The following is a 17,137-nucleotide window of genomic DNA, read 5'->3' as shown; positions in this document are numbered from 1 at the left end:
TTAATTCCGGGGAATCTTTACAATAACCATTCCATTGGAGTCAACTCCGGAAACCAACTTCACTAGCTTTCCTTTTTTCATGGCTTGTTCTATAACAGTTGCCGTGTTAACGAATTGCGGGTCCTCGGTGTCTTTCAGACGTTTAATGGCGTATTCCACCCAAGTATCCGTTTGCTGAGTCGGAAGTCCGGTCGCCGGGTTTTCAGGATTTAAGTCAATCGAGCCAGATTTGTTCAACGGCTTTACTTCATTGACGTAGACAGTGTCGCCCTTGATGTAGACGCCGTCAAAGCAATTGGCCCCACACTTCCCATCAAGCGGCGTAAAGCCATTCCGTACGAAGTAGTTGTTCGCCACATATTCACGGGCCTGTCCCTGCAAATCCTTGGACGGCAGCTGGTCGAGTTGTGACAGCACGCCTTGTTCTGCGGTATTCAATTTCACCGGCATGCTCTCCATCGTCATCTTGCCGGTGCTGATGAACCCTTTGCCCGTCGGATTCACCGGCCCCGCCAACCAAACATCAATCGACTCGCCCACGCGCGCGGCCGTCGACGCGATTTTGTTGGTAAGGATACCGCCGATGACTGTTTCCTCGATCGTGTAATCGGGTTTCACGGAGCCGTTTTGCGTCGCGAAGGAATCCACTCGATTCTGATCACGTTGGCTCGCACCCGGCACGATTGAGCCAGGCAGCGAGCCCAAAATGGCATTGAGGCTTTGATTGGAACGTTGCTCCGGTGTCGCACTGAAATACGTCTGAGCCGAACCGGCGGAGATGATCGGCGTGCCGCGGACCAGAATCGGCTTGCCCATATACTGCGACAACATATCTTGCGCGGTCTGAAGGTTCGCCAGGTAGGAGCTCAGCCCGCCCATTGCGCCTTCGCTGGTCGGATTGTTCGCCGTCTGGATCAGCGTCTGAAGGTACGCCATGTTTTCCTTGTTGGCGGTGTCGTCGACCACTCCCTTCGCCGCGCGCTCAAGCATGTCGGTCCAGTAGGTCGTTGCCTTCGCAACGCAACTCGCGTCGCCACGGCATACCGCTTGCGCCTTTTCCTTCGCGAGCTGCTCGACGACCTTCACCTCTTCTACGTGAAGCTGTCGATTGTAAAGCTCGTTGTTGATGGCTGATCCTGCACCGGCCAGCGCGCCGGATGACCCGCCACCCGCGACAGCGCCAGCCGCCGCTCCGCCTGCCGTCGCCACGATCTCGTTCAGCGCGTTCCGCGCCGCCGATTGCGCGCTCAGCGGCAGCTGGCTCACCGTCTGATCGATGATCGGCTGCGCCAGAGACTGCAACACGTCTCCGGCCAAAGAACCCGCGACGGCACCACCAACGTTCCCGCCCGACAGCGCCGCCCCGATCGCCGCCACTGCGGCGTGCAGCGCGTCACGACCTGCCCCGCCTTCGCCGAACAGCGCCTTCATCTGCGGGCTGCTGTTTTCCAGCTGCGTCGCCGCTTCCGCTACCGCGAAAGTCGCGACCTTGCCGAACGCCTGGGCGAAGGCCATATTGTTCTGGACCTTCTGCAGGTTAAACGTGTTCTCCACCGTCTGGTTCGCGTTCGCCGTGTCACGCGACAGGCCGGACGTGCTGTCCGTGCCGTTCTGCTCATCCGATTTCACGACAATCTTCGCCGGGCTCACCGCAGCATGCGTGACACCACTCGCGCTGTCACCCGTCTGCGCAAAGTTCGGCCCACCCGACGTCGAAAAACCTTCCGACGAGCCCGAATACGACATCTTGTTCTGGATGTCGGTAAATCCGAGGCTGCTGGTCGTCAGCGTATTGTTGTCGGCCGGCGCCGCGCTCGCGATCTGCGCGCCGTTGAGCTGCGTATGGCCCGTCACGTTGACTTCGAACCCTCCATTGCCTGCCACGATGCCGGTTTGCTGGTTCGCCGACGCATAGTTCGCGTCGATACTGGTATGGCCGATCGACGCGTCGACGCCACCACCATAGCCGAACGTAAAGCTGCCACTGACGCCCGTGTTGTGCTGGTTGCTGCTGTAGTTCGACGTATCCTGAAGGCTCGTCATCGTCAAGTCTCCGCCGACATCTACCTTGACCTTGTCGCCAGACACCTTGGCGCCCGACAGCGTCGCGTCGCCGCCCGACTTCATCGTCAGCGAGTTGCCGGCCGCCACCGTCGTGTTGGTTTGCGTGACGCTGTCGCCGTTGCCCTGGCCGTGCGAGTTCGAGCCATTCGCAAAGACGCTGATGCCCGTGTTCTTGCCCACGCCGATCGCGACGCCCGCATTCCAGCCGGTCGAACTGTTCGAGCTCGTGCTCTGATCGGTGCTCTGCGCGCTTTGCAGCGTGACCGCGTTGTTGGCGTCGAGAGCAACATTCTTGCCGAGTACCGACGCTCCGGTCATCGCGATGTTGCCGGTACCTGCCTGAACATTTCCGTTCGCGTCCGGCGTGCCGGTCGCGGTAATGGAGACGTTGCCGTTGCCGATGATCGACGAACCTTTCGCGCTCGAGATCGATGTCGTCGCATTGCTGCTGCTATGGCTCGATCCGATGCTGAGCTGTACCTGAACACCCTTGGCAGCCTCGCTTACGTTGCCGTTCGACAGTGCATTGGCCGCGTCCTTGATCCCGCCGCGGTTCTGGTAAGCCTGCTCGGCCGCCGCCACCGCCTGCACTGCCACGAGACGCGAGTCACCCGACTGCTGGCCTTGGCGGACCGCGCCTGCCATCGACTGTCCGAGTCCGACCAGGCCGCCACCCAATCCGACGCTCAAACCCGATTGGCTGAACTTCTGAGACTGCGCGTCCTTGTAGGTATCGTATGCGGCATTTACGGTCACGTTCTGTGCCGTGATGCCGACATCCTGGCCCGCAACAACCGTACTGCCCGTAATCGACGCATCCTTCCCTGCCTGGATCGTCACATTGCCCTGCGATGACCCGATCACACTCCCTTTGTTCGTCACGGAACTGCTTTGGTCTTGCCGCGCGGCCGAGCGTGAGCCCACCGTCACAGACAAACCACCGTTCGTGAGCAGACCCGACTCCTTCTTGTCGAAGTAGCTGGACGATTGAGTCGTGTCTTGTGAGGTCGTGACGTTGACGTCGCGCTTCGCCTGCAAGGTGACGTCGTTCGTACCAACGACGTTGCTGCCCGTCACGTTGATGTCGCGGTTGCTGACGATGTTGACGCCGTCGGCCGACACCGTGCTGCCTTGGCTATAGGTCGCCGTCTGGTCGATCCCGCTCGCGATCTTTGCTCCGCTGACAACATTGCTATGGCTGTGCGTTTCGTGCGAATTCAGCTCGTGCGTTTCGGTTGCGGCGCCGATATTCACATCGCCGGCCGCCATCAGGTTCGCATTACCCTTATCCAGGCTGATCGTGCTACCGCTGATTGTAAGATCCTTGCCTGACGCCAACGTAACGGTATCGCCGCCCTTGAGCGTCGTCCCGGACAGTGCCTGATCGGACGTGTGCAGCGTTTCCGCGTAGCTGCCGTGACTATCACTGCCTGAACTGTTGCTGTTGACCGTCGACGTCGCGCTCGCCGCGCCGAGCGTCACATCGCCCTTGGCGGCGATCGTGCCGCCCTGGCCGAGGTCGATCTGCGCGCCCTTGGCCGTCAAATCACCGCCCACGCCGATGCTCGACTGCCCACCAACCGTCACCGAACTGCCGGTGACCTTGTTGATGTCGGTGTTCGACACACCGTTCGCCCGCTGCACGATCTTGTGCTCGCCCGTCTGCACCGCGCCGAGATCCCAGTTGCCGCCGACGTTCATCCCGAGGTTGCCGCCGACCGACAGGTTGCCCGCGTTCTGCTGGAAGTTGCCGCCGGTGACGATCGACGCGTTGCCCGCGACATCCAGTTTGGCAATGGGCCCGAGCGTCGTCACCACGCTCGTCGCGCCGTCCCGACTCACGCGCGCATTCGTCTTCGTCGCCGTGTCGAGAATCAAGTCCTTGCCGGCATCAAGCTGAAGGCTGCCCGCCTTCACGTTCGCCGACGTCAGATCGATGTTGTTCTCTGTCTTCAGAGACATCAGCCCACCGCTTTGCAGCGCGCCGAATGCGTTGTCGATCTGCTTGCCCTGGATTGCCAGCGTGTTGTCCGCCTTGATCGTGCCACTGTTCGTGAACGACTGCGCGTTCTGGAAATCGATGTTCGTTGCGCTGATCAGCGGGCCGTCGATGTTCTGCTGGCTGGCCTTCGCGAGATACACGACGGGCACCAACACCGACTGACCGTCGACCACACGCGTTTCCATCATGATTACGTTGCTGGTCAGCTTCGATACCTGATCGGCAGACAGGCTCGCGCCGATCGGAAGATCGAGCGACTTCGACAGGCTCGCACCGGCCGCCATCAACGACTGGTACATCGTCTCCAGGTCGGCGTACGGCCCGAGTACCGCCTTGCCGGTCAACGACGTGACTTCGTTGCGCACGAGCTGCTGCTCGTAGAAGCCGTCACCGAGTCGCTTCGGAATATGCGTGAGATCGACGCCGAGCTGGCCGAAGAAGTAGTCGCTCGAAATGAAATTCTTCTGGTTCGTGAACGCAGGGTTCGTCTCGATCACATAGCTCGCGTTCGGCGCGGTAGTCGGCTTGAACAATCCGCCCTGCGGAATGGCGAGATTGTTCAGCACGTTCAGCGCCGTCGCGCTGGCGATGATCGGGTCGACCGGCGCGGGCGCACCGCCGTGCACGGACGACGCCCCCGATTTCGCACCGCTCGCGTTCCCACTCAGATTGGTAGGCGTGAGACCCGGCACCGACTGTCCCGGCAGCAGGCCGAGCGACGGGATCGATGCGTTGCCCGCCGAGTTGTTGACACTCACTCCAGTACCGGAAATCGTGCCGTTCGAATTCAACGTCGCATCGTAACGCGGCAGCTTGTAGTCTTTGATCGATGCTGGCGCCGCCTGCGTGTAGCCACCCGGCCGAGAGCCGACAAACGGCGCATTGCCGAACGGAAGCTTCCAGTCATATTCGGAATTATCGTAATTGTTGTAGTGATATTGCCCCGAGTAGGAAACCGACACGCCCGGCAGTTTCTGACCGGACGCCGCCCAGCCGTCGGCATCGTAGCGGGCTGGCATCTTGATGTCGCCGACCGCCGCGATGTTGCTCCAGTAGTTTTGCAGCGTACCGACCGAAGAGGCGTCGATCTTGCCGCCCGACACGATCTGGGCAGCCGGGCTGATGTCCGTTACAGCCGTCGCCGTCGCGCTGTCCGCATAGTAGGTCGTGAACTGATACGTGCTGTTCCACTGACCGCCGTGAGGCGGCTCGGTGTAGACGCCGCCGATGCTGTACGGATCCTTCACGCCGACCTGGCCAGTACGGCCGCTGATCGGAATACCGAACTGGCCGAGCAGCGATGGATCGATCGAACTCGTCGAGGTCTTCATCACGCGGCGCGTGCTCGTCAATTTGTCCGCATGCAATTCCATATCGCCTTCGGACTGAATCAGCGCGGACACGTTGTTGACCAGCGCGGCGTTCGTGTAATTGCCGTTTGCGTCCTTGCCTCCTGCCAGCACGACCTTGCCCATGCCGAAGATGGCCGTCGTCGCCATCGAGTCGGTGGCCGTCGTGTCGTCGCGGTTTTCGATGTCATGCGCGAGGATTTCGAGCATACCGTTGCTGTCCGATCCGCCGATCAACGCGGTCGGTCCAAGGTTCGAGATCGTATTCGTCGCGTTGAGCGATACGCTGGCGCCGACCAGCGCCCCCGTGTTGGTCAGATCGGTCGACTGCGTACGCAGCAAGCCGCCGGCCGTCAGGGCGCCCGCGTTGACGATGTTGCCCGCATTGACGCTCAGGTTGTTGACCGACTGCAGGCTCGCGTTGTTCGTAAAGGTGCCGGGCAGCGTGAAGGCGAGATCGTGACCGACGTTGAACTGCGTGTCGGATGCCGCCGTGTAGTCGCCCTGCAGGTTCACGTTGGCGTCGTGCGCCGCGCTGTATGTGCCGCCACCTTGCAACGTGGCCGCTGCGACCGACAGGTCGTGCGTCGAGCCGATCTGGCCGTTCGTGTTCGTGACCGCGCCGGTCGTCGTGACGTTCACGTTGCCGTTCGAATTCGTGACGTTACCGATGATGCCGCCACTGTTGTCGAGCGAGTTCCCCTGGACATGCAGCGATGCACCACTGAGCTGACCGCCCTGCGTATTGCTGATCGATGCCGCGCTGACCGTCACGTCGCCGTTACCGGTAATCGCACCCATGCCCGACACACCGCCGGCATGACTGTTCGCGATCTGGTTGTCGCCTTGCACCGTCATCTTGCCAGCACCGAGGTCGACAATGGCGCCGTCCGCGTTGTCGATCGAAGCCGATTGAATGTCGAGTGTGCTGGTGTCATCAGCAGTAGATTGTCCGGCCTGGACGTGGCCACCTTGGTTCGACAAGGCACCGCCGCTCTTCAACGACAGCGACGCGTCCGATCGCAGCAGGCCCTGCGCGTTGTTCACATCGCCTGCGATGGTCGCATTGATGCCGCGTTGCGCGGCGAGGATACCGCTCGCATTGTTCCAGGCGGCCGCGTTGACGATGGCTTGTCCCTTCGTCACGATGGTGCCCGACGCGTTGTTCAGCGCGCTCGAGCCATTGCCCGGTGCGATCGTCAGCGTGCCCGTGCCGGCATGTGTGATGTTGCCACCTGCGTTGTTCAGCTCGGCGGGCTTGAGCGTCAGATCCGTGCTGTTGGTCTGGATCACGCCAGCGGCCGAGTTGTCGAGCGTGCCGCTGACATTCATGCCCATCGTTGACGACCCATACTGCGTAATCGTGCCGCCGTGGTTGACGAGGTTTTCTGCCGTGAGCGCAATCTGATTGGCCTCGAGCTTGCCGCCGCTGTTGTCGAGCGTCGAGTCGGCCGCGATCGACAGGTTCGGCGCGACGATCGAACCGTTCTGGTTCGTCATCGAGCCTGAGTGGATTGCCGCGTTCGTGCCCGCACCGATCTGGCCGCCATCGTTCGTCAGCATGCCACTGGTGACGCTCAAATCCGTATTCGACAACAGCTTGCCGCTTGCATTGTTCAGCGTGCCGGCAACGGTTGCCGTCAGCCCGCTCTGCGCGTTGATCGAGCCCGCCGCGTTGTTTAGCGCGCCGGTTTGGGCGGCGACGCGTCCGTTGCTCGCGATCGAACCGCCTACGTTCGATATCGAGCCCGAGCCGCCTCCGAGCGTCAGTGTGCCGTTGCCGGCATGCGTGATCGTGCCGCCGTCATTCACGAGTGCGGTGGGGGTGAGCGCCAGGTCGGTGCTGTTGGTTTGCAGCGTGCCGGCATTCGAGTTGTCGAGCGTGCCCGACACGTTCACGTTCATCGCGCTGGCGCCGGTCTGCGTGATCGTACCGCCATGGTTCACGAGGTCGGTCGCGTTCAACGACACCTGGTTGGCCTGTACGGCACCCGCGCTATTGTCGAGGGTCGTGCCCGTCAGCGCGGCCGTCAGACCGACGATCGAGCCGCCGTTGTTGACCAGGCGCACGCCTGCGTCGACAACCACCTTTTGCGCGGCCTGCAGCGTGCCGCTGCCGTTGTCGACCGACTGGCCCGATACCCGCAGATTCGTATTGGAGGTGATCACGCCGCGATTGACAACGTTTGCGCCTTGGACCGACACATCGCCGTTGCCGCCGATAACGCCGCCGTGCGCGCCGTTCGCGGTCGTGCCCGCCGCATTGGTCAGTTGACCGGTGGTCATCACCGACAGGCCGTCGCCGTTAAGCGACGTGATCCGGCCGGCCGTGTTGTCCAGCGACGCGCCGGCCACCGTCATCCCGGCCGCGCTTTGAACGGTGCCCTGGTTGTTTGCGATGGCGCCACCACGCACCTCCGCCGTACTTTCGGACACCATCTCGCCAGACCGGTTGGCGATCTGGCCGGCCACGTTGACCGACAGCGGGCCTTGCGACGAGACCTTGCCGCCTTGGTTCGACAGGTTGCCGCCGGTCAGCGTCGTGCTGCCGCCACTCGACAAGCTGCCGTGATCGTTGATCACCGTGCCGGAAGCATTCGCCTGAATGGCGCCTTGTGCGCTCGTCGTCGCATTTGCGAGATTCACGTCGCCGGCCGTCGCGTTCAGCGACAGATTGCCGTTTGCGGCCGTCTGGCTGCCGGCGAGATTCACGCTGCCGCCCGTCAGCGACGCGTTACCGCCCGCCACATTCTGGCCGGTCGCGGTGAGCTGGCCCGACGCCGTCAGATTCAGGTCGCCGCTGTGCGCGACGGAACCGTCGTTGTTCACACCCGCGCCGAGCGTGCCGGTCGAATTGACGCTGCCGACGTTCACGGTCGTGTTCTGCTGCGCAGCGAACGTGCCGCTATTCGTGAGGTCGGCGCTTGTGCTGGCCGATAGCGATTGCTGCGCGTACGTCGTGCCGTTGTTCTGAATGCCGCCGGCCGCCGACAGCGCGAGGTTGCCACTCGCGGTCGTCTTGCCCGTCAGCACAAGTCGGCCGTTCGACTGCAATGTGAGATCACCCGCCTGCGCAGCGATCGTACCGGCGTTGGCCACCCCCACGCCGAATTCATTCGATGCGAGGAAGATCCTATTGCTATACATTCCGCCCAACTGGCTCACGTCGATCGCGACCGCCGGAGCGGGGCCGTCGCCGGCGATCGGCGTCGCGGCAAGCGTGTCGTGGTTGACTTGGGCCGCCCCGGCGATCACGTTCAGGTTCTTCGCATAGACCGCTGCATTCACCTGTACGGCACGGGCGATAAGGTCAACCTGATCGGTACCGGTTGCGTTCAGGCCGGCGCCTGACACGGTTACGAGCCCGCGGTTAACGTTATAACCGGCGAGTGAACCGTCGGCGCCGTAGTACGGCACGCCGGTCGTCAAGGTTGCGCGGCTGGTATTCAGGAAGGTTCCACCGTCCACGAAAATCCCGGACGGGTTAGCGATGACCAGCTCGGCGCGAGCGCCTGCGATCTCCAAAGCGCCCCGAATTTGAGAGGGGTTCGGGCTGTTGACTTGGTTGACGATGATCCGCGCGGCCTGGCCTGCGCCGTAATTCGGGTTGCCGTTGATCCAGCCCGCCTGCTGGGTCTGAACCATCGTGGCCGAGTTGTTCAGGATCGCGCCGGCCTTCTGTACGTCGAACTGGTTGTAGGTGTTGACCGATACGCCCGCGCTCGAGGGACGCGCCACGTTGACTTGCGGCAAGCCGTTCGGCGTCTGGATCACCTGCGTGCTGGTGCCGGGCGTCGGGACGATCTGCGCACCGGAGAGGGTGGGCAGCATGCCGAGCGCGGCGACGCCCGCCACCAGGACGCGAGCGCCGGACGTCGACGACCGCCGCCGCGCGCGAGCTTCGCCTGTTGCGGATTTCCCTTCAGCTGTCGCTGTCTCCGCGACGGCCACCACCATACCCCGAAGCCTGGAAAACACCAGGCGGTGCGCATTCTTATTCATTCTGGTCGACGCGGCCCGCGTCCGTTCGTTTGGTTATTGAACGCGAGCTTACTGAAACATCGAAGAATGACTGTCAAATATTGCCAAGTTGTTGACGGAGAAACACAAATTTCGAATTTCAGTCTCGTCTGATTGACGTGGAATCGGACATCCCCAATCGGTTTCTCAAGGAATCCGTCGGCCAGACCAGACCGATTTCAAGCGGACCTTTCGTATATCCACCTGTACGCACTCCGGAACAACGGCGAATCGAATTTCATCGCGAGCTGGATCGCCGGGCGCACGAGTCGCTGCGGTAACTACTGAGCCCGTTCCGGCGTGCAGAGGTCGGGCGCAAGACGCTGCTCCGGATGCGTATCGGCGAGAGGCAGGCAGATCGCGGAGGTTTCATACAGCACCAGGTCGCCGTCGATCAGTACCGGAATGAGCCCGTTCGGATTGAGCGCGAGGTAGTCCGGCGACTTGTGTCGATCGTGCGTGCGGTCGACGTATTCAAGCTCGAACGGCTGGCCGATTTCCTCGAGCACGAAGTGCGGCGCCATGCTGGCGTTGCCGGGGTAGTAGAAAAGCTTCATCGTCGATTTCGTCCGGCGGGTGTCGGCGTCACGCTGCGGCAAATTCGATCGTGGGCTCGCAGCGGATCGGAAAATTGACCGAGTTCGCGATATAGCACTTCGCGTGCGCATCATGATGCAGATGTTCCGCCCGCTCGCGATCGTCGCCGGCCTGGATCGTCACGTGCGGGCGCAGCACGATTTCCGTGAAGCGGCCCGGCTCGTCACGGTCGACCATCGTGCCTTCCGCGTCGTCGACATAAGCGAGCACGCGAATGCCCGCTTCGGAGCACAGGTGCAGGTACCAGAGCTTGTGACACGCCGATGCCGACGCCAGCAACAGGTCCTCGGGGTTCCAGCGCGACGCGTCGCCCCGAAACGCCGGGTCCGACGAACCGGGAATATCCGGCTTGGAACCGGCCCGGATCACGTGATCGCGGCCGTACTCGCGATACCCCGACGTGCCGGTGCCGCGATTGCCCGTCCACGCGACCGCGACGCGATACTTGTGTTCACCAGATGCCATCTCGCTCTCCATTGATGTGGGTTGCTTCGACCGGGCCGGATTTCGTCGTACGGAGCCCGCCTGCGTTCGCCATTTTGGCACCGGATTTTCGTTTGGTATACCATTATTCCAAATTGACGGAACACACAGGCATGGAAGCCAAACTCGATTCCACGGCGGACGCGGTCGCCACCTCGTTGCGCGACATGATCATCAACGGCGAGTTCGAAGCGGGCGAACGGCTCGTCGAGCGCGACCTCGCCGACCGGTTCGGCATCAGCCGGATTCCGATGCGCGAGGCGATCCAGCGCCTGGAGCGCGAAGGGTTGCTGGACATCTTCAGGAATCGCGGCGCCGTCGTGCGCATGCTGGGCGCATCGGACGTGCAGGAAATCTACGACCTGCGCGTGCTGCTCGAAGGCGACGCGATCTACCGAAGCGTGAAGCGGCTCGACGACGAGACGCTCGCGCGTGCCGAACTCGTCCATCGCCTGCTCGGCGATACGGCCGTGCCGCGCCGGCAGGGCGAACTGAACCGCGAATTCCATGCGTTGCTGTATTCGTGCTGCGGCAACGCACGGCAATTGAAGACGATCGCGGAGCTGCGCAGCCAGGTCGAACGGTACGAGCGCCTGCAGGCCACGCTGCTCGCCGATACGCCGTCGTTCCAGGTCGAGCACGAGGAGATCCTGCAGGCGTGCCGCGAACGCAATGCGCGTGCCGCTCGGTCGATGACGGTCGCGCATCTCGAATCGGCCAGGCGCATCGTGATGGGGCTCGTCGAAGGCGGCTGAAGCCGGCGCTGCGCGTGCCGCCTGCTGCGCCGCGCGCGGGCCGGGCCGGTCTTGTCTGGCCTTGTCGGGTCGCGCCGATCGCGGCGGCAACCTCCGTCGCGACGTTCAACACATCGATACGTCAAATCGACCGCGTCGCGCTTCCGCCGGGCGCGCGGCCGGTCGTCCCGCGCACCACCAGTTTCGGCAGCGACGCGATCCGCACGCGCGACGCAGCGCTGCTGCGCTCGCCCGCGTCGCGTAGCGCATTGAGCAATTCGACCGCGAGCCCGGCGGCCTCGGCGGTCGGGATCGCAACGGTCGTCAGCGTGGGGCGCGTGTCGCTGGCCAGGTGAATGTCGGTGATCCCGACGATCGACAGATCGTCCGGCACACGCCGGCCGCGATCGGCCGCCGCATGCATCGCCCCGATCGCCGGCAGGTCGTTGGTCGCGACCAGCGCGGTCAGCCGCGGATGCGCGTCGAGCAGCCGCCCCGCCGCGCGCACGCCGCCTTCGATCGAATCGGGTTCAGCCGCGACGATCGACGCATCGAGCCCGGCTTCACGCATCACGTCGACGAAGCCGTCGTAGCGCGCCGCCTGCACGCCGCTCGCCGACCCGCCGACGATCACGCCGATCCGCTCGTGGCCCAGCTCGAGCAAGTGCCGCGTCGCGATCCGCCCCGCCTCCCGAAAATCGATCGCCACGCACGGCAATCCGTCGGGCGGCGCCTCCGGCCGCTCCCACAGGCACAGCACGACCGGCACACCGCGCGCCGCCACGTCGAGCAGATCGGGCAGATGCAGGTTCGCGTTGGTCACGAGAATCCCTTCGGAGATCGTGCCGGCAATCTGGTCGAGATACGCGCGCCCCTGCAGCGGGTCTTCATTCGTATTGCAGACGATCAGGAACTGCCCGTTGCGGCGCACCGCGCGCTCGACCGCCAGCGCGAACTCCGGGTAGAACGGGTTCGCGATGCTCGACACCATCAGCGCGACCGTCGGCGCGCGCCCTTCCGCCAGCGCACGCGCCGCGAGATGCGGCCGATACCCGAGCGCCTCCACGGCTTCCAGCACCCGCGCACGCGTCGCCTCGCCGACCCGGCCGCGCTCGCGCAGCACGTTCGACACGGTCGCGGCCGTCACGCCGGCGCGGCGTGCCACTTCATCCAGGGTTGCCATCGCTTGCTCACTATATGAGACGTCTATCCAGTATTTGCTTCGCTCACCGAAGCGGCGCACTATCGCCGCACACCCTGCCGCCCGACCGACGGGCGCGACTCGGCCGCGATCGCATCGCCTCTTTTTTTGATCGCGATGATTAAGCGCTTAATCAACGACGATGGCGCATTAAAACATGGAGCGGAGACAATGGCGAGCATCTCGATGCGGCGCGTGCAGAAAGCCTACGGCGATCACGCACCGGTCATTCGCGACGTCGATCTGGAGATCGGCGCGCACGAGTTCTGCGTGTTCCTCGGGCCGTCCGGATGCGGGAAGTCGACGTTGCTGCGGATGATCGCCGGGCTCGAGGACTTGAGCGCGGGCGAGCTGTCGATCGACGGCCGCCGCGTCGACGACGTGCCGGCCGCCGAGCGCGGCGTCGCGATGGTGTTCCAGAGCTACGCGCTGTTTCCGCACATGACGGTCTACGAGAACATGGCGTTCGGGCTGAAGCTCGCGCGCGTGCCGAAAGCCGAGATCGACCGGAAAGTGCGCGATGCCGCGCGCATCCTGCAGCTCGACACGCTGCTCGAGCGCAAGCCGAAGGCGCTGTCGGGCGGCCAGCGACAGCGCGTCGCGATCGGCCGCGCGATCGTGCGCGAGCCCGGCGTGTTCCTGTTCGACGAGCCGCTGTCGAATCTCGACGCCGCGCTGCGCGGCCAGACCCGCATCGAGATCGCGCGGCTGCACCGCCAGTTCGAACGCGCGAGCGTCGTCTACGTGACGCACGACCAGACCGAAGCGATGACGCTCGCCGACAAGATCGTGCTGCTGCACGCCGGCGCCGACACCGCGCAGCACGGCAGCATCGCGCAGGTCGGGGCGCCGCTCGACCTCTACCACCACCCGGCCAGCCGCTTCGTCGCGGGCTTCATCGGCTCGCCGCGGATGAACTTCCTGCCGGCCGTCGTCACGGCGTGCGATGCCCGTCGCACGACCGTCACGCTCACGCCGTCCGGCGAAACCTTCACGCTGCCGCGCGACGGCTCGGCGCTCGGCGCCGGCGCCGCCGTGACGCTCGGCATTCGCCCCGAACACCTGACGCTCGGCGCCGCGCAAGACGCCACGACACTCGCACGCGACGTCGCGCTCGTCGAACGCCTGGGCGAACAGACCTACGTGCACCTCGACCAGCCCGGCGGTCACTCGCTGATCGCGAAGGTGCCCGGCGACGCGCAGGTGCGCAGCGGCGAACGCGTGCTCGTGCATGCGCCGGCCGCGGCCTGCCATCTCTTCACCGAAGACGGCCGCGCGGTGCCCGCGTGCGCCGACGTCCACGTTCACCACTACGCATAAGGATCGGGCATGCGCCTCGGAGTCTGTTACTACCCGGAACACTGGCCGGAATCGATGTGGGCCGACGATGCCCGCAGGATGAAAGCGCTCGGCATCGAGCAGGTGCGGATCGCCGAATTCGCGTGGAGCCGTATCGAGCCGTCGCCGGGCGAATACGACTGGGGCTGGCTCGATCGCGCGGTCGACGTGCTCGGCGCGGCCGGTCTCGAGATCGTGATGTGCACGCCGACCGCGACGCCGCCGAAATGGCTGGTCGACCGCCATCCGGACATCCTCGCGATCGGCGCCGACGGCCGGCCGCGCGCGTTCGGCTCGCGCCGCCACTACGACTTCTCGTCGCCGACCTATCTCGAGGCGTCGCGCCAGATCTGCACGGCGGTCGCCGAGCGCTACGGCCGGCACCCGGCCGTGCGCTACTGGCAGACCGACAACGAGCTGGGCTGCCACCAGACCGTCGTCAGCTATTCGCCGGCCGCGCTCGTGCGATTCCGTGCGTGGCTGAAGGCGCGCTACGGCACGATCGACGCGCTGAACCACGCATGGGGAACCGTGTTCTGGAGCATGGAGTATCGCCATTTCGACGAGGTCGATGCGCCCGTCGGCACCGTGACCGAAGCGCATCCTTCGCATCGCCTCGACTACCGGCGCTTCGCGTCGGACGAAGTCGCGCGCTATCACCGGATGCAGGTCGACGTGATCCGCGCGCACTCGCCGGGCCGGCCCGTCGCACACAACTTCATGCAGCTGTTCACCGAGTTCGACCATTACGAAGTGGCGCGCGACCTCGACGTCGCGACCTGGGACAGCTATCCGCTCGGCGCGCTCGAGGAGCAATGGTTCGCGCCCGACGTGAAGGCGCGCTGGCTGCGCACCGGCCATCCCGATTTCGCGTCGTTCAATCACGACCTCTATCGCGGCATGTCGAAGCTGCCGTTCTGGGTGATGGAGCAGCAGCCGGGCCCCGTGAACTGGGCGCAGTGGAACCCCGCGCCGCTGCCGGGCATGGTGCGCCTGTGGAGCTGGGAGGCGTTCGCGCACGGCGCCGGTTGCGTGTCGTACTTCCGCTGGCGTCAGGCGCCGTTCGCGCAGGAGCAGATGCATGCGGGTCTCAATACGCCGGACAACCGGCTCGACGAAGGCGGCCGCGAGGCGCAGCGCGTCGCGCGCGAGATCGCGGCCATACGCGACGCAGGTGCCGATGCCGACCCGAACGGCGCGGTGCGTGCCCCCGTCGCGCTCGTGTTCGACTACGAAGCGAAGTGGCTGTTCGAAGTGCAGCCGCAAGGCGCCGATTTCCACTACCCGCGCTTCGCGTTCGAGTACTACGCGGCGCTGCGTTCGCTCGGCCTCGACGTCGACATCGTTTCCGCGCATGCGCCGCTCGACGGCTACCGGCTCGTCGTCGTGCCGCCGCTGCCGGTCGTCCCGGACGATTTCGCCGCGCGCGTCGCGGCCTCGGGCGCGCACGCCGTGTTCGGGCCGCGCACCGGCTCGAAGACCGTCGACCTGCAGATTCCGCCGACGCTGCCGCCCGGCCCGCTCGCATCGATCCTGCCGGTGCGCGTATGGCGCGTCGAATCGCTGCGGCCGAACGTGACCGAGCCGATCGACGGCACGCTGTACGACGGTACGCCGCTCGCGGGCCATGCGCGCCACTGGCGCGACTTCGTCGAGCTTCACGACGACACGCGCGGCGTCGTGCGCGCGCGCTTCGCCGACGGTCACCCGGCCTGCGTGTCGCACGGCACGCTGCACTACTGGGCCGCCCTGTTCGACGACGCGACCACCGCCCGGCTGTTCGCCGATGTCGCGGCCGAGGCCGGCCTCACGCCGACGCCGCTCGGCGACGGCGTGCGCGTGAGCCGGCGCGGCGGCCTGACCTACGTTTTCAACTATGGCGACACGCCGCACACGATCGACGCGGTACCGCCGTCGGCGTTCGTGCTCGGCAGTGCGCAAGTCGGGCCGCAAGACGTGGCCGCGTATCGAAGCCGTTCGTAGCACCCCGACACCGGCGCCGCGATGCGCCGGTCACGCACAAGACGACACACAGGAATGGAGACACGCATGACACATCGCCCCCTTCGCCTCGCCGCCCGGCTCGCCACGGCCGCCGCTGTCGCACTAGCATCGCTCGGCACGACGGCGCCCGCCGATGCCGGCACGCTGACGATCAACATCGCGTTCAAGGGCGCCAGCCAGCGCGCGGTCTGGCAGTCGACGCTCGACGCGTTCCACAAGGCGCATCCCGACATCGACGTGAAGGCCACCTTCGTCGACGAGGAAGCGTACAAGGTGCAGCTCCCCGCCTGACTCACGACCGTCGCGCCGGACGTCGTGAACTGGCACGCCGGCGAGCGGATGGCGTACTACGCGAAGCGCGGGCTGTTCGAGGACCTGAGCGGCGACTGGACGAAGAACGGCTGGGGCGCGATGTATGCATCGACGCGCGACGCATCGTCGTACAACGGCAAGCAGTACGCGGCACCGACCGTCTACTACTCGTGGGGGCTGTTCTACCGCAAGGACCTGTTCCGCAAGGTCGGCATCGCCGACGAGCCGAAGACGTGGGACCAGTTTCTCGACGCATGCAAGAAGCTGAAGGCGGCCGGCATCACGCCGGTCGCGATCGGCGGCCGCGACGCGTGGACGCTCGCCGGCTGGTTCGACTATCTCGACCTGCGCCTGAACGGCAACGCGTTCCACCAGCAGCTGATGGCGGGCGACGTGCCGTACACCGACCCGCGCGTGAAGAAGGTCTACACGATGTGGAAGTCGCTGATCGACGCCGGCTACTTCATCGACAACGCGCTGTCCTACGATCTCGACGGCGCCCAGCCGTTCCTGTTCCAGGGCAAGGCCGCGATGATGCTGATGGGCACCTTCATCGCGGCGGGTTTTCCGCCGAACGTGAAGCAGGAAATGGGCTACTACCGCTTCCCGATCATCGACCCGAAGGTGCCGACCGCCGAGGATGGCCCGGTCGAATCGCTGCATATCCCGACGAAGGCGAAGAACAAGGCCGACGCGCACACGTTCCTCGCGTTCGTCGAAACACCCGAGATGGGCGCGAAGCTCGCGGAAGGCCTCGGTTCGCTGTCGGCCAACAGCAAGTCGCCCGAGCCGGCCGACCCGGTCTCGCGCATCGGCTTCCGGATCCTTGCCGACACGAAGGGCGGTGTCGCGCAGTTCTACGATCGCGACATGACGAAGGAAATGGCCGACGAGGGGATGAAGGGCATGCAGCAATTCCTCGCGAATCCGGCGCAGCTCGATACGGTGCTCGCGCAGCTCGAACAGACCCGCAAGCGGATCTACAAGAAGTAACGCCGTGACCCGCGCGGCGGTGCTCCGCCGCTGCGGCTGT

General features: G+C 64.7%; 6 protein-coding genes and 2 pseudogenes. 4 read left to right on the top strand and 4 right to left on the bottom strand.

The genetic code is table 11. The features are described 5' to 3' along the window. From bcpA to ABIC51_RS02030, 3 genes and pseudogenes are all read right to left on the bottom strand, one after another. A complete protein-coding gene (bcpA, locus tag ABIC51_RS02040) occupies positions 1-9,417 on the bottom strand; it encodes a contact-dependent inhibition toxin BcpA (protein ID WP_354006319.1) in 9,417 nt (3,138 codons plus the stop codon). Positions 9,418-9,719: 302 nt separating this feature from the next. After that, positions 9,720-9,992, bottom strand: a pseudogene (locus ABIC51_RS02035) (glutathione S-transferase N-terminal domain-containing protein); the annotation flags it as partial. Positions 9,993-10,020: 28 nt separating this feature from the next. Then, the gene (locus ABIC51_RS02030; protein WP_027790236.1) at positions 10,021-10,497 is read right to left on the bottom strand and encodes an OsmC family protein; all 477 of its coding nucleotides are present in this window, start codon (positions 10,495-10,497) and stop codon (positions 10,021-10,023) included. Positions 10,498-10,628: 131 nt separating this feature from the next. Here ABIC51_RS02030 and ABIC51_RS02025 point away from each other — a divergent pair, with 131 nt between their 5' ends. After that, positions 10,629-11,270 (top strand): GntR family transcriptional regulator, encoded by a 642-nt coding sequence (locus tag ABIC51_RS02025; protein ID WP_175898488.1) that lies wholly within the window; start codon positions 10,629-10,631, stop codon positions 11,268-11,270. A gap of 121 nt (positions 11,271-11,391) precedes the next feature. Here ABIC51_RS02025 and ABIC51_RS02020 read toward each other — a convergent pair whose 3' ends face one another. Then, the gene (locus ABIC51_RS02020) at positions 11,392-12,432 is read right to left on the bottom strand and encodes a LacI family DNA-binding transcriptional regulator (RefSeq protein WP_060174077.1); all 1,041 of its coding nucleotides are present in this window, start codon (positions 12,430-12,432) and stop codon (positions 11,392-11,394) included. Between the two features lie 189 nt (positions 12,433-12,621). Here ABIC51_RS02020 and ABIC51_RS02015 point away from each other — a divergent pair, with 189 nt between their 5' ends. The 3 genes and pseudogenes from ABIC51_RS02015 to ABIC51_RS02005 all read left to right on the top strand — a co-directional run bounded on the left by ABIC51_RS02015 (position 12,622) and on the right by ABIC51_RS02005 (position 17,097). Next, positions 12,622-13,770, top strand: a complete 1,149-nt coding sequence (locus ABIC51_RS02015) for an ABC transporter ATP-binding protein (RefSeq protein WP_175860456.1) — start codon at positions 12,622-12,624, stop codon at positions 13,768-13,770. Between the two features lie 9 nt (positions 13,771-13,779). Further along, positions 13,780-15,771: a beta-galactosidase gene (locus tag ABIC51_RS02010; RefSeq protein WP_175898492.1), complete on the top strand. Its 1,992-nt coding sequence runs from the start codon at positions 13,780-13,782 to the stop codon at positions 15,769-15,771. Between the two features lie 66 nt (positions 15,772-15,837). After that, positions 15,838-17,097: pseudogene (locus ABIC51_RS02005) on the top strand (ABC transporter substrate-binding protein). The last annotated feature ends 40 nt before the right edge of the window (positions 17,098-17,137 follow it).

This window comes from Burkholderia sp. 572 (assembly GCF_040545135.1).
GTDB classification, from domain to species: Bacteria; Pseudomonadota; Gammaproteobacteria; order Burkholderiales; family Burkholderiaceae; genus Burkholderia; species Burkholderia cepacia.
Note: the sequence above shows the minus strand (reverse complement) of the source record. Positions and strands in the feature narration are given on the sequence as shown.

Coding starts and splice junctions, on each gene's coding strand:
- ABIC51_RS02010 (WP_175898492.1), top strand. CDS start 13,780: ATGCGCCTCGGAGTCTGTTACTACCCGGAACACTGGCCGGAATCGATG.
- ABIC51_RS02015 (WP_175860456.1), top strand. CDS start 12,622: ATGGCGAGCATCTCGATGCGGCGCGTGCAGAAAGCCTACGGCGATCAC.
- ABIC51_RS02025 (WP_175898488.1), top strand. CDS start 10,629: ATGGAAGCCAAACTCGATTCCACGGCGGACGCGGTCGCCACCTCGTTG.
- ABIC51_RS02020 (WP_060174077.1), bottom strand. CDS start 12,432: ATGGCAACCCTGGATGAAGTGGCACGCCGCGCCGGCGTGACGGCCGCG.
- bcpA (WP_354006319.1), bottom strand. CDS start 9,417: ATGAATAAGAATGCGCACCGCCTGGTGTTTTCCAGGCTTCGGGGTATG.
- ABIC51_RS02030 (WP_027790236.1), bottom strand. CDS start 10,497: ATGGCATCTGGTGAACACAAGTATCGCGTCGCGGTCGCGTGGACGGGC.